General features: G+C 72.1%; 20 protein-coding genes. 6 read left to right on the top strand and 14 right to left on the bottom strand.

All coding sequences use genetic code 11. The features are described from left to right. Positions 1 to 89 precede the first annotated feature (89 nt). Positions 90 to 632 (top strand): PPA1309 family protein, encoded by a 543-nt coding sequence (locus tag IEZ05_RS04895; RefSeq protein WP_189228751.1) that lies wholly within the window; start codon positions 90 to 92, stop codon positions 630 to 632. Between the two features lie 45 nt (positions 633 to 677). Here the strand turns inward: IEZ05_RS04895 and IEZ05_RS04900 are convergent, their stop codons facing one another. The 4 genes from IEZ05_RS04900 to IEZ05_RS04915 all read right to left on the bottom strand — a co-directional run bounded on the left by IEZ05_RS04900 (position 678) and on the right by IEZ05_RS04915 (position 3,796). After that, positions 678 to 1,772, bottom strand: a complete 1,095-nt coding sequence (locus IEZ05_RS04900) for a YlbL family protein (protein WP_189228752.1) — start codon at positions 1,770 to 1,772, stop codon at positions 678 to 680. 51 nt (positions 1,773 to 1,823) lie between these two features. Next, positions 1,824 to 1,988 carry a hypothetical protein gene (locus IEZ05_RS04905; protein ID WP_189228753.1) on the bottom strand — a complete coding sequence of 55 codons (165 nt, stop codon included), beginning with the start codon at positions 1,986 to 1,988 and terminating at the stop codon, positions 1,824 to 1,826. 126 nt (positions 1,989 to 2,114) lie between these two features. Continuing rightward, positions 2,115 to 2,576 carry a molybdenum cofactor biosynthesis protein MoaE gene (locus tag IEZ05_RS04910; protein ID WP_189228754.1) on the bottom strand — a complete coding sequence of 154 codons (462 nt, stop codon included), beginning with the start codon at positions 2,574 to 2,576 and terminating at the stop codon, positions 2,115 to 2,117. A 98-nt stretch (positions 2,577 to 2,674) separates the two neighbouring features. Further along, positions 2,675 to 3,796, bottom strand: a complete 1,122-nt coding sequence (locus IEZ05_RS04915; protein WP_189228755.1) for an SDR family oxidoreductase — start codon at positions 3,794 to 3,796, stop codon at positions 2,675 to 2,677. 192 nt (positions 3,797 to 3,988) lie between these two features. On the opposite strand from IEZ05_RS04915, the gene IEZ05_RS04920 reads away from it, so the two are divergent. Together IEZ05_RS04920 and IEZ05_RS04925 are read left to right on the top strand one after the other, a co-directional pair. After that, a complete protein-coding gene (locus IEZ05_RS04920; RefSeq protein WP_189228756.1) occupies positions 3,989 to 5,434 on the top strand; it encodes a zinc-dependent metalloprotease in 1,446 nt (481 codons plus the stop codon). Continuing rightward, positions 5,431 to 5,946: an NUDIX hydrolase gene (locus tag IEZ05_RS04925; protein WP_189228757.1), complete on the top strand. Its 516-nt coding sequence runs from the start codon at positions 5,431 to 5,433 to the stop codon at positions 5,944 to 5,946. Before IEZ05_RS04920 ends, IEZ05_RS04925 begins: the two co-directional genes overlap by 4 nt. Before the next feature lie 60 nt (positions 5,947 to 6,006). On the opposite strand, the gene IEZ05_RS04930 is transcribed toward IEZ05_RS04925, so the two are convergent. The 4 genes from IEZ05_RS04930 to IEZ05_RS04945 all read right to left on the bottom strand — a co-directional run bounded on the left by IEZ05_RS04930 (position 6,007) and on the right by IEZ05_RS04945 (position 9,918). After that, entirely contained in the window at positions 6,007 to 6,762 is a 756-nt protein-coding gene (locus tag IEZ05_RS04930; RefSeq protein ID WP_189228758.1) for an AIM24 family protein, read from the bottom strand. Positions 6,763 to 6,779: 17 nt separating this feature from the next. Continuing rightward, the gene (locus IEZ05_RS04935; RefSeq protein ID WP_030974882.1) at positions 6,780 to 7,460 is read right to left on the bottom strand and encodes an AIM24 family protein; all 681 of its coding nucleotides are present in this window, start codon (positions 7,458 to 7,460) and stop codon (positions 6,780 to 6,782) included. Positions 7,461 to 7,473: 13 nt separating this feature from the next. Beyond that, the gene (locus IEZ05_RS04940; protein WP_189228759.1) at positions 7,474 to 9,186 is read right to left on the bottom strand and encodes a TerD family protein; all 1,713 of its coding nucleotides are present in this window, start codon (positions 9,184 to 9,186) and stop codon (positions 7,474 to 7,476) included. A gap of 135 nt (positions 9,187 to 9,321) precedes the next feature. After that, complete coding sequence (locus IEZ05_RS04945; protein ID WP_189228760.1) at positions 9,322 to 9,918, bottom strand: M48 metallopeptidase family protein; 597 nt, start codon at positions 9,916 to 9,918, stop codon at positions 9,322 to 9,324. A gap of 234 nt (positions 9,919 to 10,152) precedes the next feature. Here IEZ05_RS04945 and IEZ05_RS04950 point away from each other — a divergent pair, with 234 nt between their 5' ends. Further along, complete coding sequence (locus tag IEZ05_RS04950; protein ID WP_189228761.1) at positions 10,153 to 11,367, top strand: TOMM precursor leader peptide-binding protein; 1,215 nt, start codon at positions 10,153 to 10,155, stop codon at positions 11,365 to 11,367. Next, a complete protein-coding gene (locus tag IEZ05_RS04955; RefSeq protein ID WP_189228762.1) occupies positions 11,360 to 12,763 on the top strand; it encodes an ABC1 kinase family protein in 1,404 nt (467 codons plus the stop codon). The genes IEZ05_RS04950 and IEZ05_RS04955 overlap by 8 nt, the downstream gene beginning before the upstream one ends. 107 nt (positions 12,764 to 12,870) lie before the next feature. On the opposite strand, the gene IEZ05_RS04960 is transcribed toward IEZ05_RS04955, so the two are convergent. From IEZ05_RS04960 to IEZ05_RS04975, 4 genes are all read right to left on the bottom strand, one after another. Then, positions 12,871 to 13,194 carry a hypothetical protein gene (locus tag IEZ05_RS04960; protein ID WP_189228763.1) on the bottom strand — a complete coding sequence of 108 codons (324 nt, stop codon included), beginning with the start codon at positions 13,192 to 13,194 and terminating at the stop codon, positions 12,871 to 12,873. Beyond that, positions 13,191 to 13,559: a WhiB family transcriptional regulator gene (locus IEZ05_RS04965; protein ID WP_189228764.1), complete on the bottom strand. Its 369-nt coding sequence runs from the start codon at positions 13,557 to 13,559 to the stop codon at positions 13,191 to 13,193. The genes IEZ05_RS04960 and IEZ05_RS04965 overlap by 4 nt, the downstream gene beginning before the upstream one ends. Before the next feature lie 172 nt (positions 13,560 to 13,731). Continuing rightward, positions 13,732 to 14,064 (bottom strand): hypothetical protein, encoded by a 333-nt coding sequence (locus IEZ05_RS04970; RefSeq protein WP_189228765.1) that lies wholly within the window; start codon positions 14,062 to 14,064, stop codon positions 13,732 to 13,734. A gap of 165 nt (positions 14,065 to 14,229) precedes the next feature. Beyond that, a complete protein-coding gene (locus IEZ05_RS04975) occupies positions 14,230 to 16,428 on the bottom strand; it encodes an ATP-dependent DNA helicase UvrD2 (RefSeq protein ID WP_189228766.1) in 2,199 nt (732 codons plus the stop codon). Positions 16,429 to 16,594: 166 nt separating this feature from the next. Between IEZ05_RS04975 and IEZ05_RS04980 the strand changes: the two genes are divergently transcribed. Then, a complete protein-coding gene (locus IEZ05_RS04980; RefSeq protein ID WP_161168532.1) occupies positions 16,595 to 16,837 on the top strand; it encodes a mycoredoxin in 243 nt (80 codons plus the stop codon). 66 nt (positions 16,838 to 16,903) lie between these two features. Here IEZ05_RS04980 and nudC read toward each other — a convergent pair whose 3' ends face one another. Both nudC and IEZ05_RS04990 read right to left on the bottom strand, forming a co-directional pair. Further along, a complete protein-coding gene (gene nudC, locus IEZ05_RS04985) occupies positions 16,904 to 17,848 on the bottom strand; it encodes an NAD(+) diphosphatase (RefSeq protein WP_189228767.1) in 945 nt (314 codons plus the stop codon). Between the two features lie 159 nt (positions 17,849 to 18,007). Continuing rightward, positions 18,008 to 19,420: a dipeptidase gene (locus IEZ05_RS04990; RefSeq protein ID WP_189228768.1), complete on the bottom strand. Its 1,413-nt coding sequence runs from the start codon at positions 19,418 to 19,420 to the stop codon at positions 18,008 to 18,010.

Below are 19,420 nucleotides of genomic sequence, written 5' to 3' on the forward strand. Positions count from 1 at the left end.
CCCCCGTCGTCGTGGGCCCACACCTATGCAACTTACTCATCGTTTACTCGGTTCCCGATTCGGCCCAGGAACGAGGCAGGATTGTGACCATGTCCAACACCCCCATGGCAGCGAGCCCCCTCACCCGGGCCGTACTCGAGATCGACGAGTACGTCTCCGGCCTCGGCTGGGACCAGCCCGCACGCCTCTTCGCCCTTGTCGACACCGCACGGCTGCGGGCCGACCAGCCCACGCTCGCGGACCGGCTCGGTCTCCAGGAGGAGACGGAGAGCTCCGGCTTCACCCCGATCGAGCAGGACGAGATCCCCACGGACCAGCCGCTGGACGAGTTCCTCGGAACCATCGCCTGGCCCGACGCCGTGGTCGGCTGCGCGCTGGCCGTGGAACGCCTGATGCTCCCGCCGTCCGCCGAGGCCCAGGTGCCGGCGGACCTGGACGGGGAGAAGCTGACGCGGTGGGTGGCCGAGCACCCCGACCGTCAGGAGGTCCGCATGACGGTCGCGGTGCTGCGTGACGGCGCCCGTGAGTCCGCCCTGCGGCTGCGGGAGAAGGACTCCGCCACCGAGGTCCTCACGGGTTCCGATCTGGTGCCCGGTCTCGCCCAGGCGCTGACGGCGACCTTCGAGGAGTAGTCCCGGACGGTCCCGGGCGGCCCCTCGGGCTGCCCGGGGCGCCCTCTAGCCGGCCGTGCACTTCGGCAGGTCGTCGGTCTTCCCGGTGCGGATGTCGTCGAGGGCGCCGAGGGCGTCGTCGATGGTGTCCACCTTCACGAGGGTGAGCCCGTCCGGGGTGTCGGCGGCGGCGGACGCGCAGTTGTCGGCGGGCGTCAGGAAGTACCGGGCGCCCTTCTCCCGCGCGCCGATGGTCTTCATCCCGATGCCGCCGATCGGACCGACCTTGCCGGCGTCGTCGATCGTCCCGGTGCCGGCGACGAACGTGCCGCCGGTGAGGCTGCCCGGCGTGAGCTTGTCGTAGATGCCGAGCGCGAACATCAGACCGGCGCTGGGTCCGCCGACGTCGGCGAGCTTGATGTCGATGGAGAAGGGGAACGTGTGGTCCGTCCCGGCGCTGATGCCGACGATGGCACGCTTCTCGCCGGCGTCGTCGGAGGTCGCGGTGGTGATCGTGACGTCCTGGGTCTTCGTGGGCGTCCGGCCTTCCTTCTCCGCGGCGGCCTGCTCCTTGGCGGGCACGATGGTGAAGACGACGTCCTGGCCGGGCTTGTGCTCGGTCACCAGGTCGGCGACGTCACCGGGCTCCTTGACCGTCGTGCCGTCCACGGCCCGGATCACGTCACCGGCGTGCAGCCGGCCCTGGGCCGGGGATCCCTTGACGACCGTGGAGACGATCACCCAGGACTTCACCGGGATGTCCAGTGCCTTCAGGGCGGCGACCTTCGCGCTCTCCTGGGACTGGCTGAACTCCTCGGCGTTCTCCTGGGTGGCCTCCTCCTCGGTCTTGCCGTCCGGGTAGAGCGTGTCGTGCGGCACCACCCGGTTGTCGTGCGAGAACCATCCGTAGACGGCCTCCACGAGGTTCATCCGGTAGTCGGCACTGGTGACCCGGACGGTGGTCATGTTCAGATGACCGCTCGTCTCGTACGTCTTGTGCCCGGAGATCTGCAGCACCGGCTCGCCGTCGTGGTCCCCGAGCGTGTTCACCGTCGGCCCCGGTGACATCTCCGAGTAGGGCACGGGGATGAACACACCCGCGCACAGGAGCGCGATCAGCATCAGGGTGGAGGCGAGCATCGTCGCGGTGCGGCGTGGCATGGGACGACATTACGGGACGCGGCTGTCGGAGCATCGTCAGGGCGACACCCGTCAGGCTCCGGTACGGGACCTCTCCATCGCCTCGCGGAACCGGGCGTACCCGTCGAGCTCGGGGCCGTCGCTCCGCATCTTGCGGGTGCGGTTGGCCCAGCTTCCCCACAGACCCGCGGCCACCGCGGCGACCAGCGGAATCAGCAACCAGGCGAGCGCCGCCATGCCGACCTCCCAACCCCATGAGCTCCGCGACTGACTGATCAGCAGATTAACCATCCGCCGTGACAACGCTCACGCCGGGGGGCCGGTTACGCAACCGGAGTCAGGGGGATCGGCGAGGTTCGTCCCTCAGCAGGCGCCGACCCACTCCTCGGTTCCGTCGGAGAAGGTCTGGTGCTTCCAGATGGGCACCTCGTGCTTGAGGTCGTCGATGAGCTTCCGGCAGGCGTCGAAGGCCTCGCCCCGGTGCGGGCAGGAGACGGCGACGACCACGGCGAGGTCCCCGACCTCCAGGTCCCCCACGCGGTGTACGGCGGCGAGCGCCCGTACGGGGTACTCGGCGACGACCTTCTCGGCGATCCGCCGCATCTCGGCCTCGGCACTGGGGTGACACGAGTAGCCGAGCCGGTCGACGTCGGTGCCCCCGTCGTGGTTCCGCACGGTCCCGACGAACAGCGCGGTCCCGCCGGAGGCGTCGTCCCCGACGGCCCGGAAGACCTCGTCCACGGAGAGGGGCGTCTCCCGGATGCCGATCAGCTTGACGGGGTCCGGGGCGGCCTGCTCACCGGGGTGGTCGTTCGTGGATGCCATGGGCCCATCGTGCCCCACGGTGCGCGCGGCACGGAATAGCGTCATCGCCCGGCACTCGCGCGTACCGCCTTGGAGCCTCCTACAGGACGGCGCCCGCCTCAGATCCGCCGCCGGGCCTTCCGCGCCCGCCGGACCACCGCCGCCGCGCCCAGCAGGGCGACCGTCGCACCCGCGGCCCCGGCCGCCGTCGCGTCCTTGCGCCCGAGACGCCGCCCGGCGACCGTGTGCCGGCCCGCGACCTCCTCCAGCAGCTCCGCGAGTACCTCCTCGTTGGTGTACTTCGGCCGCCACCCGGCGTCGTGCAGCCGGCTGCCGCTCACCACCCAGGGGTACATCGTGTACGCCAGGTCCCCGGCCGGGGAGGGCGTCAGTCCGATCCGGTGCAGGCGGGCCGCGGCGCCCAGCGCGACGGCCGACGGCAGCTCCATCCGCCGGATCCCGCTGAGCTCCTCGACCTCCTCCTGCTCCAGCCAGCCGTCGCACCCGACGGCCAGCTCCCCCTCGGCCTTCTCCAGGACGGCGTACTCGAGAGCACTGCACAGATCGTCGACGTGGCAGAACTGCCAGGCGGGCCGCGACCCGGCCACCACGAGCAGCCGGGGCGACTCGAAATACCTGGTCAGCGCGGTGTCCATGCCCCCGACCAGGACCGCTGGGCGGACGACGGTCACGTTCAGGCCCGGGTGGGCGCGCGGCGCCCGGCGCGCGAGGCGCTCGATCTCCAGCAGGTCCCCGACCCCGGTGGCCTCGGCCGTGGCGCGCAGCTCGGCGTCCTCGGACAGCGGCAGCTCGTTGTCCGGCAGCGCGCCGTAGACCATCGCGGAGGTGCACAGCACGACGCGGTGCACTCCGGCCGCCGCGGCGGCGGTCAGCACGGTCTGCGTCCCCCGGACGTTGTAAGCCGTCCGGGCGGCCGCGTCGGTCTCCAGATCGAGGTCCAGTGCCAGGTGCACCACGACGTCCGCGCCCCGCAGTTTCTCGGCGATGGCCGGGTCCCGCACGTCCAGGATCTGCCAGCGCGCGTCCGCGCACTCGCCGCGCCGCTCGTCGATGGCGACGACCTGTCTGACCTCGTCGGACGCGGCCAGTCGGGCCGTGAGCAGGGCGCCGATGCCGGAGGCGGCACCGGTGACCGCGACGACGGGTCCGCGCGCGCCGGGGGCGGCGGAACTGGTTGACTGGTTTCGCGCTGCGCGAACCTGCGGATCTGGGGAACTCACCGGGCGTCTCCAGCGGTTGTCTTCAGTACGGGCGCGAGTGACGCGTACGTACCAGGTGGCATCCATCCTGCCGCAGGCCGTCAGTCGGCGAAGCACCGAGGCCCGAACCGCCGCGGGTGTCTACGCTGGGTGGTGATGTCGGGCAGCCGTGCCGCCGGAAAGAACCGGCGGCCCTACCAGCCGAGGAACCCCGTGAGTGACACCCCATTCGGATTCGGCCTTCCGCCGGAGGAGCCGGACGACGGCGACGAAGGCAAGAAGAAGGACCAGCAGAGCGGCGGTGGTCAGGGACCGGCCAACCCGTTCGGTTTCGGGATGTCCGGAGCCGGTGGCCTTGGAGGCCCCGGTGCCGACAACCCGTTCGCTGCCATGTTCGGTTCCATGAACCCCACCGACCTGGGCGCCGCCTTCCAGCAGCTGGGCCAGATGCTCTCCTACGAGGGCGGCCCGGTGAACTGGGACATGGCCAAGCAGATCGCCCGCCAGACGGTCGCCCAGGGCACCCCGGACGGTACGAAGGACGCGAGCGTCGGCCCCACCGAGCGCAGCGCCGTCCAGGAGGCCGTCCGCCTGGCCGACCTGTGGCTGGACGACGCGACCGCCCTGCCCTCCGGCGCGGGCTCCGCGGTGGCCTGGAGCCGCGCGGAGTGGGTCGAGGCGACCCTCCCCGCCTGGCGTGAGCTCGTCGACCCCGTCGCCGAGCGGGTCGGCACCGCCATGGGCGACGTGCTGCCGGAGGAGATGCAGGCCATGGCCGGCCCGCTGATCGGCATGATGCGCTCCATGGGCGGCGCCATGTTCGGCACCCAGATCGGTCAGGCCGTCGGCGTGCTCGCCGGCGAGGTCGTCGGCTCGACCGACGTGGGCCTGCCGCTCGGCCCGGCCGGCAAGGCCGCGCTGCTGCCGGTGAACATCGAGGCGTTCGGCAAGGACCTGGGCGTCCCCCAGGAGGAGGTGCGGCTGTATCTCGCCCTGCGCGAGGCCGCACACCAGCGCCTGTTCGCGCACGTGCCGTGGCTGCGCTCGCACCTGTTCGGCGCGGTCGACGGCTACGCCCGCGGGATCAAGGTCGACACGGCCAAGCTCGAGGACGTGGTCGGCCAGTTCGACCCGCAGAATCCCGAGCAGCTGCAGGAGGCACTCCAGCAGGGCATGTTCCAGCCGGAGGACACCCCGGAGCAGAAGGCCGCCCTGGCCCGTCTGGAGACGGCGCTGGCGCTGGTCGAGGGCTGGGTGGACGCGGTGGTGCACGCCGCCGCCAAGCCGCGCCTGTCCTCCGCGGACGCGCTGCGCGAGACGCTGCGCCGCCGTCGCGCCTCGGGCGGTCCGGCGGAGCAGACGTTCGCCACGCTGATCGGCCTGGAGCTGCGCCCGCGCCGCCTGCGGGACGCCTCGCGTCTGTGGGCGTCCGTGACGGACGCGCGCGGAGTGGACGGCCGGGACGCCCTGTGGGCCCACCCGGACATGCTGCCGAACGCCACCGACCTGGACGACCCGGACGGCTTCGTGCACCGCGAGCAGCTGGACTTCTCCGAGCTGGACAAGATGCTCGGCGAGGCCGCGGGCAAGACGGACCTGAAGAAGAAGGACGAGAAGGGCCAGGACGAGGCCGACGGCAAGGGCGACGGCGCCGAGTGACCCTCCACGACGACGCGGTCCTGGTCCTCAAGGGCCACGAGGGCCAGGACGAGCTGCGTCAGGTCTACCTGGACCATCTGGCGGCGCATCCGGACGGCATGTGGAAGGCCTGCGCGGACGGGCACATCACGGCGAGCGCCCTGGTGGTCGACCCGTCGCGCGAGCGCGTGCTGCTCACCCTGCACCGGAAGATGCGCATGTGGCTGCAGATGGGCGGACACTGCGAGCCGGTCGACGAGACGCTGGCGCGCGCCGCCCTGCGCGAGGCCACGGAGGAGTCGGGCATCTCCGGACTGACCCTGCTGCCCGGCGGTCCCGTGCGGCTGGACCGCCACCACACGCCCTGCGCCTGGCACCTGGACGTCCAGTACGCGGCGGTGGCTCCCGAGGGGGCCGTGGAGGCGATCAGCGACGAGTCCCTCGACCTGCGCTGGTTCCCCTACGCCGAGGTCGCGGACGTCGCCGACGAGTCGGTCGTCCGCCTGGTGGAGGCCACCCGCGCCCGACTGTGACCGGTGAGGGGTGACCGCACCCGCGGTCACCCCTCACCGGACTGTGGCTGTGTCCCGCGGTCAGCTCCAGACGTTGCCCTGGTTCTGACCACGGGCGCCCTGCTGTCCCATGCCGTACTGCGCGGCCAGGCCCGACCCGATCTGGGCGTTCTGCGGCGGCAGCAGCTCGCTGGGCTGCACGAGCGCGAAGCCGCTGCCCATGAAGCTGAGCTCCCACCCCTCGCCGGTGTTCCCGCGGCGCCGCCACACCCCGGAGGAGTGCGTCTGGGCCTGCATCTGCACGCGCAGACCGGTGGACCAGGCGACGATCGCGTCAGCGTCGCAGTTGACGTACTTGTCGGGCGTCACCTGCATCAGCAGCGGGGAGCCCGAGGTCATCAGCGCGACCCTGCCCCGGCCGGTGATGTTGAGCTGGTACTTCCCCGAGCCGGAGATGCCGTACAGGCTGTCGACGGCGATGACCTCGTGGTGCAGGGAGGAGTCCATGGCCAGGACGTAGCTGCTGTCCACGGTGAGACCGTCCTGCTCGACCTCCATCACGTGGATGCACTGGGCGAGGTTGGCGAAGTAGACGGTGCCCTGCCCGTGGCAGCGCATCAGGTCCAGGCCCTCACCGGTGTGCGCACGCGCGCGTGACTGGTTGTTGCTCTGGTACTCGGCGTCGAACTCGACGAGGCCCTGATAGGCGACCATCGTGCCCTTGCGGGCGAGCACGTCGTCGTGGCCCTCCAGGGCAACGCGGAGCATGTGCTTGTTCTGCAGGCTCCAGCGTTCCTGGGTCTGCTGGTCGTTGTACGCGAAAAGCGGGCTCTGCATGATGTTCTGGCTCCCCCTCAGCCCCGGACCCGGAGGCGGTCGGTGCTGTCCTCGCTGGGCTGGACGACGACGATGCCCTGACCGGAGAAGGCCATCTGGTAGGCCTCGCCGCTGCCGCGGCCGATCAGCGACTGCGCCTTGAAGCTGCGCTTGCCCTTCACCTTGAGGTTCGGGGACCAGGCGACGAGCGCGTCGGGGTCGACGTACGTCTCGTCCTCGCCACCGCCGCAGTCGACGACGATCGGCTTGCCCCGGGAGGTGAGCGCCACCCAGCCCTGGCCGGAGATCTTGGTGTTCCACAGGCCCTGGCCGGCGAACTTCGCCAGTCCCTTGACCCGCTCGACGCCCCAGGTGAGGTGGGCGTCGAAGGCGAGCAGGTTCGTGGCGTTGACGCTGATCCCGTCGCCGTTGAGGTTGATCACGACGACGTTCGCGCCGTAGTCGGCGAGGTAGAGCAGCCCGTCGCCGGAGCACTTCATCAGCGGCGCGCCCTCGCCGGTCATCCAGTCCTTGGCGATCTGGCGCACGGCCGGCGGGTTGGGCTCGTACTGGACGAAGCCCTCGTAGGCGACCATCGAGCCCACGCGCGCGAGGAGGTCGTTCCCGGTCTGCATGGCGACCTTCAGCATGTGGTTGCCGTGGTTCTCCATGCGGGCGGTGACCGGCGCGGGGGCGTAGCCCGCGAGCGGCTGGTTCATGTCGGGCTCTCCCTCAGATCTCGTACGGCTGGACGACGACGAAGTTGCCGGGCGCGGCCCGGAACTGCAGGTTGACGCTCTCGCCCGTGTCGCCCGCGTAGGAGTTGCGGCGCATCCGCACCTGGCTGGAGACGACGACCTGGGCGGCGGCCGACCAGGCGACGACGGCGTTGCAGTCGGCGAACGTCGTGGGCGTGACCGGCAGCACCACGGGCACGCCGTGGGTCTTGACGACGACCGTGCCGGTGCCCTGGAACTGCATCGTGAACAGCGCGCCACCGGGGATGCCATGCCCCTCGATGCGGCGGACCTCGTACTGGAGGCTCTCGTCGAAGGCCAGGACGTTCTCCGCGGAGACGCAGACGGCGTCGCCCTGGAGCTCGATGGGGTGCAGCATCGCCGAGTTGTCGGCGAGGAACACCTGTCCCTTGCCGGAGCAGCGCATCAGCTGCATCTCCTGGCCGGTCGCGTTGCCTACGACCCGGCCGGCGAATCCGGCGCCCTTGTAGCTGAAGTCGACCTTGCCCTGGTAGAGCACCATGCTGCCCTGCCGGGCGAGGACGGGCTGTCCTTCGGCACCGAGGTCGACGCGGACCAGCTTCTTGTTCTGCTGGGTCCAGCGCTGCCCGGGCGCCGTCTCGCGGAACTGCTGGAGCGCGGCGGCCACGCCGGGGCCCTGCGGGGCGGCCTGGGGCACGGCCTGCGGGGCACCGTACGGTGCCTGCTGCCCGTAGCCCGGGGGCGGGGCCGGCTGACCGTAACCGGGCGGCGGGGGCGGGGTCTGGGGGGCAGGGGGCTGGCCGTAGCCGGGGGGCGGCGGGGCGGTCTGGCCGGGGACCTGGCCGTACGGCTGCTGCTGACCCGGCTGGCCGAACGGCGCGGGCGCCGGGGCCGGGGGCGGCACCGGGGAGCCGCCGGGCGGGGTGTGCAGGGGCGCGATGATGGTCGGCGCGGCGTGCACGTTGGGCGCGGGCGCCGGGGGCGGCGTGCTTCCGGGCGGCGCTGCGAAGCCCTGCGGAGCGGGGGCCGGAGCAGGAGCCGGCGCGGGAGCAGGAGCCGGCGCGGGTGCAGGAGCCGGCGCGGGTGCAGTTGCAGGGGCGCCGAAGGCCGGGGGTGCCGATGCCTGGGCGGGCGGGGCGAAGCCCGGGGCGGCACCGGTCTGCGGCTGCTGCGCCTGCTGTGGCGCGGGAGCCTCGTCCTCGGCCACCTCGCCGCCGAAGTTCCTCAGCAGCGCCTCGAGACCGCCGTCGAATCCCTGCCCGACGGCGGCGAAGCGCCACACGTCCTTCAGATAGAAGTCGCCCAGCATGACCGCGCGCTCGGTGGAGAACTCCGACCCGCTGAACGGATACCGGGCCACCTCCTCGCCGCCCGCGACGATCCGGATGTATCCGGGGCCGACCTGCGACATCTGCCCGGCGCCGTCGATCGTCGCCGTGAAGGACAGCTTCTGGATCTGCGGCGGGATCCTGTCCAGGGTCACGCGGAAGGACTCCGTGTCACCCGCCTGCGCACCCAGGAGCTGGATGGACTCCTCGGGGGTCTTCGGCTGGTTGAAGAAGACGAAGTACCGGTCGTCGGAGAGCCGTTCGTCGGCGTCGAGCCCGAAGCAGCTGATGTCGAAGGTCAGACCGGGGCCGGAGATCTGCACGCCTACGTACAGATCCGTGCCCGCGGTGAGGTCACTGATCCTGGCCTTGTGGCCGCGTTGGAATTCCCTGGCCATGCGTTACGACCGTCCCCCATCCGAATGTGAGTGCGTCGCGTCAGGCTAACGGCAAACGCGGACACCGGACGATGTCGGTACAGAGCCGGTACAGAACGCGCGCCCACCCGTACCGGACGCCTTTCCGCAGCCCTGTCACTCGCTCCTGGCGCCGGGCACGTGCGGCAGCCGGTCGGCGGCGACCACACCTTCGAGGTAGCCCCGGGCCCGCTCGGTCCGGGGGTACGCCTCCAGCAGCCGCCAGAACCGGGGCCCGTGCCCGGGGACGAGCAGGTGAGCCAGCTCGTGGAGGAGTACGTAGTCGACGACGTACTCCGGCATGCCCTGGAGGCGGTGCGACAGGCGGATGCTGCCCTCGGCCGGGGTGCACGAGCCCCACCGCGTGTTCTGGTTGGTGACCCAGCGCACCGAGGCGGGCCGGGCCCGGCCCTCGAAGTATTGGGCCGACAGCCGCTCGGCGCGCTCGGCCAGCTCGGTGTCGCCGAGGACGCGCTTGCTCTCCTGGGCGGCCAGCTTGTCCAGCATGACGCTCACCCAGCGTCGTTCCTCCGCCTCGGACATCCGGGCGGGGATGAGCACGACGGTGCGATCGCCCTCGCGGTACGCGGAGACCGTCCGGCGTCGACGGGTGCTCCTGCGAACCTCGATCGCGCTCGCCCCCGTGCCGCTCGGCGGCGGACTCGTCGGCGTGCGCTGGGGCGCTCCGGCGCGGTGCAGTGGGTCGGCGGACACGCCCCGACGTTACCCGCTGCACCCGGCGAAGTCCCGGCTCCGGGACGGGTCCGCGCCGATCCGCACGACAGCTTGTACGACAAACACCCACCACCTGTGGACAACTTTCGACGCCTCGCGGCCAATCCGGGCATGCTGGCACTCGCCGGCGGACGTGTGGCCGACCGCACAGCCACCGCACGTCCGGCCACCGCCGGCGCACGGGGACGTTCGAGGACTTACGGGGGTTCTGTCATGCATCCGATGGTGAAGCCCGCGCTCAGGCGCGGGTGGCGCGATCTCAACACCGTGCAGTTCGGGATGACCCCGGCGCACGCGCTCACGCTCCGCCCGGTGGACACGGCGACGGGCAGCTTCCTCGACCTGCTCAACGGCACCCGCGGGCCGGCGCTCCTGCGCGAGGAGGGGCGGCGCATGGACCTGCCGGACGGCCATGTCGACCGGCTGGTGGAACGGCTGGCGGGGGCCGGGCTCCTCGACGACTCCCGGGGCGGCGGGCCGGCCGCCGACTCCCTGCGGGAGAAGAAGGAGGTCCTCGACCGGCTCCGCCCGGACCTCGCGTCCCTGTCCCTGACGACCTCCCGGCCGGGGGACGCGATGCGGCACCTGGCCGCCCGGCGATCGATGCGCGTGCGGGTACGGGGCGCGGGCCGGGTGGGCGCCGTACTGGCCTGCCTGCTGTCGGCGGCCGGTGTAGGCGAGGTCGACGTGCGGGACACCGGACGCGTCGAACCGTGGGACGTCACCCCGGGAGGGCTGCCGGCCGAGGCCGTCGGCGAGCGCCGGGACGAGGCGGCCCGCCGGGCCGTGCGCCGCACCGCCCCGGACCGGCCGCCGCGCCGGGTCCCCACGTCACCGCCCGAGGCCGGCGGCCCGGGTTTCTCCCTGGTGGTCCTCGCCCCGCGCGACGACGTCGCGTCGCACGCGCCCGATCCGGCCCACGCCGACTCCCTCATGGCGTCGGGCACGCCCCACCTGTACGCCGGTGTCGTGGAGGGGACCGGCGTGGTCGGCCCCCTGGTCCTGCCCGGCGAGACGGGCTGTGCAGGCTGTCTGCACGCGGACCGCACCGACCGTGACCCCGCCTGGCCGCGGCTGGTCGCGCAGTGGCGCTCCGGCCGGCAGCGCCAGGTACCGCCCTGCGACCTGACGCTGGCCACGGCCGTCGCCGGGCTGGCGGCGGCCCACGCCCTCGCCTTCCTCGACGGCCGGACACCGTCCAGCGCCGACGCGCGCTGGGAGGTCTCGCTGCCCGCTCTGCGCTGGCGTACGCGCCCGGTCCGGCCCCACTCCGCGTGCCCGTGCGGGGCCGCCCAGAAAGGTAAGCAGGAACACACCCCCGGGAACGGGGGTCGGCGCGCGACAATGGCTGGGCAATGGCCGTCAGTCGAAGCCCGCCGTGAGGCAGCAGCGGCGCGGCCGGCTGGGACTTGGAGGGCGCATGTCTGATCTTCCCCGGAAGGCGGTCACCCGGACCGCCAAGCTCGCCGCGCTCCCGCTCGGCTTCGCCGGGCGGGCGACCTGGGGACTGGGCAAGCGGATCGTGGGCGAGTCCGCGGAGATCGTCGGCCAGCAGCTCCAGCAGCGCACGGCGGAGCAGTTGTTCAAGGTGCTCGGCGAGCTCAAGGGCGGCGCGATGAAGTTCGGGCAGGCCCTGTCCGTCTTCGAGTCGGCGCTGCCGGAAGAGGTCGCCGGTCCCTACCGGGCCGCGCTGACCAAGCTGCAGGAGGCCGCTCCCCCGATGCCGACGCGCACGGTGCACTCCGTGCTCGCGCAGCGGCTCGGCGAGGACTGGCCCGACCTGTTCCTGGAATTCGAGGACAAGCCCGCCGCGGCGGCCTCGATCGGCCAGGTGCACCGGGCGGTGTGGCACGACGGCCGCGAGGTGGCCGTCAAGGTCCAGTACCCGGGCGCCGGCGAAGCGCTGCTGTCCGATCTGAACCAGCTCAGCCGCTTCGCCCGCCTCCTCGGCCCGCTCGTGCCCGGCATGGACATCAAGCCGCTGATCACGGAGTTGAAGGACCGGGTCTCCGAGGAGCTGGACTACGACCTCGAGGCACAGGCGCAGCGCGCCCACGCCGAGGAGTTCGCGGGCGACCCGGACATCGTGGTGCCGGACGTGGTCCACGAGTGCGAGCAGGTCCTGATCACCGAGTGGATCGACGGCATCCCGATGTCGGAGATCATCGCGAACGGCACACCGGAGCAGCGGGACCGGGCCGGCCAGCTCCTGGCGCACTTCCTGTTCTCCGGGCCGGCCCGCACCGGCCTCCTGCACGCCGACCCGCACCCGGGCAACTTCCGGCTGCTGCCCGGCGGTCCGGAGGGCGACGACGACTGGCGGCTGGGCGTTCTGGACTTCGGCACGGTCGACCGCCTCCCGGGCGGACTGCCGGAACCCATCGGCGCGGCGCTGCGCATGACGCTGGACGGCGAGGCCGAGGCCGTCTACGAGATGCTCTGCTCGGAGGGCTTCGTCAAGGAGTCGATAGAGCTGGACCCCGACGCCGTCCTCGACTACCTCCTGCCGATCATCGAGCCGGCCCGGGTCGACGAGTTCACCTTCACCCGCGGCTGGATGCGCAGCCAGGCGGCCCGGATCGCCGATCCCCGCTCCCCCGCCTACCAGCTGGCCAAGCAGCTCAACCTGCCTCCGGCCTATCTGCTGATCCACCGGGTGACTCTCAGCACCATCGGGGTGCTGTGCCAGCTGGGCGCGACGGTGCGGCTGCGCGAGGAGCTGGAGGAGTGGCTCGTGGGCTTCGTCCCCGAGGACGACGGCGAGGACCCGGCCGAGTTCGAGGAGTACGGGGACGACGTGGCGGAGGAGGCCGTGGAGGCGTGAGCCGCCGGGGCTGAACGCGCCGTGGGGGCCGGTCCGTTCGGACGGACCGGCCCCCACGGGGAAGTCTTCGCCTCCTGCACGGAGGCCACCGCTTCGGGTGTGGTCGGTTACTGCATGACCGCCATGGCGAGCGCGCGCCGGGCGCGCAGCGAGGCGCGCTCGGCCCGGCGCTGCATCCGGCGGGCGGTCACCAGGCGCATGGCCCGGCGTTCCCGCTCGGCCTCATGCAGGCGCTCGTGCATATGCGCACGTGCCAGGGCTTCTGGGATGAGTTGCATCTCGCGGGTCCTGTTCTGACGCGAGTCCTTCGCGTCGCTGGTGGTGAAGTCTTCAGGCGCGGTGCCAGTGATCTCGTCGGTGGACGGCTTCATCGGGGCCTGCTTCTTGGGGTCGTGCGTGAGGGGGCGGTCGATCGTTCCGGTGATGTTCATGCTGTGACCGGGTTCTTGCGCGGGCGGCCACGGGGCCGCTTCCGGGCGACGACGACACCCTGGACGAACAGCTCGCCACCCCAGACGCCCCAGGGCTCACGGCGCTCCTTGGCGCCGGCGAGGCAGGCCTCGACCAGCGGGCAGGTGCGGCAGAGGGACTTGGCGTACTCGACGTCCGCCGGGGACTCCGCGAAGAAGACCTCCGGGTCGTAGGAACGGCAGGGGACGGGTACGCCGAGGTTCTCGATGGCGTCGTCGAGCGCGGTGAGCGCGGTGAGCGGGGTCAAGGTGGGGTCCTCCGTGAGGCCGGGCTTGGGGATCGTGTCGGAAGGCGGTACGGACGGGGCGTGCGCTTCGAGTTGCACGGTTGGTCTTCCTCGTCTGGTCGTTCCGGCCGGTCGGCCGGGTGCGGCTTGGTACCGGGTTCTTTTCTTGTCCCGAGGCTCCTTCGTGCTGTCGTCCCCGTTCGGGGAAAACAGAAGGGCCGCGGATCCCGGATGGGGTTCCGCGGCCCTGAAGGCGCCGGCCTGATCGAGATCAGGCTGGATCACTCCAGGGTTCTGGCCCACGGAAGGCCCACATCAGGTGGTGCTGCGTCGTCTGCTTCCGGAATCCGGCACCGGTCGCCGTAAAGGCATAGGCATGAGCCTGTGCCGCTACTGCTGCTTCCAGTGCCTTGGTCGGTCGCTCATTGCGCTCACGGACGGGAAGGCCCGAGGGAGCGACGGAGGCGGACGCCGGACGCGCGGCACGGATGCCGGACAGACCGGTGCCCGGGTTGGAGACGCCGAGCATGCGCAGGGAGACGGCAGAGCGATCGGTCAGTTTGGCGGTGGAACCGGCGGTGGTGCTGATGTTGATGCTGATCACTGGGCTCGCCTCCTCTCGGCGTCTCGGGGGACCGGTGCGAACCGGTCCGCGGATATGCAAGTACAGCACGGATCCAGGGCCTCCGGGAAGGCCGCTGTTCCCCGTGACCAAGAACCTATGGGGATTCCCGGGGCATGCGCAAACTATTTTTTCGACGAGTTCGGATCAGTCTCCGTCGTCAAGCCCGGCAACGTCCCGGCCTGCGCAGATGGCCAGAACATCGGCTCCGTAGCGGTTGAACTTGCGTGCGCCGACCCCCGGGATCCTCGCCAGCTCGTGCTCGTCCTCCGGCACGGACTCCGCGATCGCCATCAGCGTCTTGTCGGTGAAGACGCAGAACGCCGGCTGCCCGCTGCGCCCCGCCTGGACCGCCCGCCACTCGCGCAACCGCTCGTAGACACCCTCGTCCATGTCGGACGGACAGTCCTCGCAGCGCATCAGCTTCATCTCACCGGCCTCGGTGAGCGTGCGGCCGCAGACCCGGCAGCGGGCCGGCGTCCGCCGGGTCCGCCGCGGCGCGGCGGCCGTGGGTCCGCGCCCGGAGCCGCGCTCCACACCGCCCGGACCGCCGGCGGAGGTGCGGGCGCCGGTCGGCGCCGAACCGGGCCGCAGTCCCTTGAGGAAACGGCTGGGGCGGCGGCTCGGGCGGCCGCCGGGCGAGCGGGCGAGCGCCCAGGAGACGTACAGGCGCTCGCGGGCGCGGGTGACACCGACGTAGAGGAGGCGGCGTTCCTCCTCGATCTGCTCGTCGGTCTTTGCGTAGGTGATCGGCATCATGCCCTCGGCGACGCCCACCAGGAAGACGACGTCCCACTCCAGGCCCTTGGCCGAGTGCAGCGAGGCGAGGGTGACGCCCTGCACGGTCGGAGGGTGCTGGGCGCCTGCCCGCTCGTCCAGTTCCGCGACGAGGTCGCTCAGGGTGGCACCCGGCTGGGCGGCGGCGAAGTCCTGGGCGAGGGAGACCAGGGCGGCCAGCGACTCCCAGCGCTCCCGGACGGCTCCGGACCCCGCCGGGGGCTGCGGTGTCCAGCCCTCCCCCGACAGCACCGCGCGCACCTGGGAGGGCAGGTCGACGGCGTCGTCGAGGAGGTGGTCGTTGCCGCCGAAGCGTGCTGCGGCCCGCAGGGCGCTGCCGGCCTTGCGCACCTCGGGACGGTCGAAGAAGCGTTCCGCACCCCGCAGCTGGTAGGGGACGCCGGCGTCGGCGAGGGCCTGTTCGTAGGTCTCGGACTGGGAGTTCGTACGGAACAGGACCGCGATCTCGGCGGCGGGGACGCCCGAGTCGACGAGTTCGCGGATGCGGCGGGCGGCTCCCTCGGCCTCGGCCGGCTCGTCGGTGTACTCGGTGTACACCGGCTCGGGGCCCGTGGGGCGCTGGGAGACCAGCTCCAGTCGGTGGTCGGCGGCCCGGCCGCGGGCCTGGGCGAGCAGGCCGTTGGCGAGGCGGACGACCTGGGGGGTGGAGCGGTAGTCGCGGACCAGCTTGACGACGGTCGCGCCGGGGTGCCGGCTGCGGAAGTCGAGCAGGTGGTCGGGGGTTGCTCCCGTGAACGAGTAGATGGTCTGGCTGGCGTCGCCGACCACGCACACGTCGTCGCGGTCGCCGAGCCACAGCTCCAGCAGGCGCTGCTGGAGGGGGCTGACGTCCTGGTACTCGTCGACCACGAAGTGCTGGTACTGGGCGCGGACCTGCTCGGCGACGTCGTGCCGGTCCTGGAGGACGGCCACCGTGAGCAGCAGTACGTCCTCGAAGTCGATGACGCCGCGCCCCCGCTTGAGGTCCTCGTAGGCGGAGTACAGCTGGGCGATCTCCGCGGCGTCGCGTGGCGCCTCCCGGCCCGCCTTGGCCGCGGCGGGGGCGTAGTCGGCGGGGACGGTCTGGGTGACCTTGGCCCATTCGATCTCGGCGGTGACGTCGCGCAGCTCCCCCCGGTCGAGACGCAGGTGGCAGGCGGCGGCCGCGTCGGCGACGAGCTGGATCTTGCGGTCGACGAGCCGGGGCAGGGAGCCGCCGATCGCTTTCGGCCAGAAGTACTGGAGCTGGCGCAGCGCCGCCGAGTGGAAGGTACGGGCCTGGACACCGGCCGCGCCGAGCTGGCGCAGCCGGCCGCGCATCTCTCCCGCGGCGCGGTTGGTGAACGTGACGGCGAGCACGCTGGACGGCTGGAGGATCCCGGCGCGCACCCCGTAGGCGATGCGGTGGGTGATCGCCCGGGTCTTGCCGGTACCGGCGCCGGCCAGCACGCACACCGGGCCGCGCAGGGCGGTGGCCACCTCGCGCTGCTCGGGGTCGAGCCCTTCGAGCACCGCGTCGGCCGAGTCCGGTACCTGCGGGAAAAGGGTGGAGTGCGTTGCTGCTGTCACATGGCCATGCTGCCAGGTCGCAGGAGACGGGTGCGCCGGTTGTCCACAGGTACGGACCGATGGTCGTACTGATGCGACAAGCGTCACGCGCCGGGAATGGCGGCGCCGCCACGGACGTTCACCCCCTGCGACCTCATCCCCGAGCCGCCGAAGGAGCGCGAGAGACATGCCGGGCACTGTGACGATGTACAGCACCACGTGGTGCGGCTACTGCCGTCGGCTGAAGAGCCAGATGGACCGCGAGGGCATCGCGTACACCGAGATCAACATCGAGCAGGACCCGGATTCCGCCGCGTTCGTGGAGAAGGCGAATGGCGGAAACCAGACGGTTCCCACCGTGCTCTTCCCCGACGGCTCGACGCTGACGAACCCGTCGCTGGCGCAGGTGAAGCAGAAGATCGGCGCCTGAGCGGCTCGGTACGCGACAGAGGGGCGGCTCCCCGTGCGGGGGGCCGCCCCTCCGTCATGTCACGCGTCAGACGAAGCCGCGGGTCGGCAGCGGCTTGCCGTACCAGAGCTCGATCAGGCGGGCCGCGATCGAGATGCCGTAGGGCGGCAGCACCTCGCCGGACTCGAAGGCGGCGCCCAGCTCGTCGCGGGAGAACCAGCGGGCCTCGTGGATCTCGTCGCCGTCGACGTCGATGTCCGTCGAGGTCGCGCGGGCCATGAAGCCCAGCATGAGGCTGGACGGGAAGGGCCAGGGCTGGCTGGCGACGTACTCGACGGGGCCGACGGCGATGCCGACCTCCTCGTAGACCTCGCGGCGCACCGACTGCTCGATGGACTCCCCGGGCTCCACGAAGCCGGCGAGCGTCGAGAAGCGGCCCTCGGGCCAGTGGACCTGGCGGCCGAGCAGGATGCGGTCGTCCGCGTCGGTGACGGCCATGATCACGGCGGGGTCGGTGCGCGGGTAGTGCTCGGCGCCGCAGGCGGGGCAGCGGCGGATGTGACCGGCCGCGGCGATGACGGTGCGCTCGCCGCAGCGGGAGCAGAACCGGTGCAGACGCTGCCAGTTCTCCAGGGCGACCGCGTGGACCATCAGGCCCGCGTCGCGGGGCGACAGGAGCAGGCCGGCCTCGCGCAGCCCCGCCGGGCGCGCGGACTGGTCCATGCGGCCGGGCAGGGAGTCCTTCTGCAGCGCGAAGTAGCTGACGCCGTCCTCGTCGGTGCCGAGGAAGTACCGGTGCGCCTCGGTGAGCGGGGCCTCGAAGGAGGGGGTCATGACGAGTTCGGTGCGCCCGTCGGGTGTCTCGTCGATGAGGACCTGACCGCCGGAGACCACGAAGCAGCGCGTCGAGGGGTGGCTCCACGCCGCCGCGAGCCAGGCCTCGTCGAGCCGGTGGTGGGCGGCTCGGTCGACGCCGTTCGGGGCGGTGAGCGAGATGGGACGGTCGGCGGTGTGATCGGTCCAGGTGGTCACGGGTGCTTCCAACTCCCCCGGTGAGCGGTTGTGGTTCGGCAGGCGGTTCAGCGGGTCGTACGGCGGGTGGCGACCGGGTCCGGGAGGGATCGGCGGCGCGGGACGGCCCTTTCAGTGTGCCGCGCGCGCTGCCGGTCCGGATCCGCGTCGAGCGGGGGCTCAGGGTGCGTGGCGCCAGTGCTCCGCCAGGTCGCCCCACAGGTGGGCGGAGGTTTCGACGCCCTTGAGGAGCAGGTCGAGCTCGACCTTCTCGTCGGGGGCGTGCCAGCCGTCGGACGGGACGGAGATGCCGAGGAAGAGCACCGGTGCGCCGAGGACCTCCTGGAGGTCGGCGGCCGGTCCGGAGCCGCCTTCGCGGGTGAAGCGGACCGGCTTCTCGAAGGCGCGGCCCATGGCACGGACCACGGACTGCAGCGCCGGGTGGTCCAGCGGTGTCAGGCACGGGCGCGTGGCCGATCCGAAGGTGATCTCGCAGCGGATGCCGGCCGGCACCTGCTCGGCGGCCCAGGAGCGGACGGCCTTCTCGACGTGGCCGGGGTCCTGTCCCGCGACCAGGCGGAAGGAGAGCTTCACCATGGCGGAGGACGGGATGATCGTCTTGCTGCCCGGGCCCTGGTAGCCGCCGCCGATGCCGTTCACCTCGGCGGTGGGGCGGGCCCAGATCCGCTCCAGGGTGGTGTGGCCGGCCTCGCCGTGGGCGGCGTACGACTTGGCCGTGCGCAGCCACCGGTGCTCGTCGAAGGGCAGTTCGGCGAAGAGGTCGCGTTCGCGCTCGGTGAGTTCGATCACGCCGTCGTAGAAGCCGGGAATCGCCACGCGCGCGTGGTCGTCGTGCAGGGCGGCCACCAGGCGGGCGGCGGCCGTGGCGGGGTTGGGGACCGCGCCGCCGAAGGAGCCGGAGTGGATGTCCTGGTCGGGTCCGTGCAGCCGGATCTCGCACTCGGCGAGGCCGCGCATGCCGGTGCAGACCGTGGGGGTGTCCTCGGACCACATGCCGGTGTCGGAGACGATCACCGCGTCGGCGGCGAGCCGCCCGGCGTGCTCCTCGACCAGCGCGCGGAAGTGCGGGGAGCCGGACTCCTCCTCGCCCTCGATCAGCAGCTTCAGGTTCACCGCCGGTGCGGTGCGGCCGGTGGCGGCGAGGTGGGCGCGGACGCCGAGTGTGTGGAAGAACACCTGGCCCTTGTCGTCGGCGGCTCCGCGCGCGTACAGGCGGTTGTCGCGGACGACGGGCTCGAAGGGGTCGCTGTGCCAGCCGTCCTCACGGACCGCCGGCTGCACGTCGTGGTGGCCGTAGACGAGGACCGTCGGTGCCGCGGCGTCGCCGGAGGGCCACTCGGCGAAGACGGCCGGGGCGCCCGCGGTGGGCCAGACCTCGGCGGTCGGGAAGCCGGTCTCCTTCAGCTTGGCGGCGAGCCAGTCGGCGCTGCGGCGTACGTCGGTCGCGTGGGCGGGCTGGGCCGACACGGACGGGATGCGCAGCCACTCGGCGAGGTCGTCGAGGAAGGCGACCCGGTGGTGCTCGATGTACGTACGGACGGCGCTGACGGCATTGTCAACGGTGTGGCTCAT

The sequence above is a fragment of the Streptomyces flaveolus genome, assembly GCF_014648815.1.
Taxonomy (GTDB): Bacteria; Actinomycetota; Actinomycetes; order Streptomycetales; family Streptomycetaceae; genus Streptomyces; species Streptomyces flaveolus.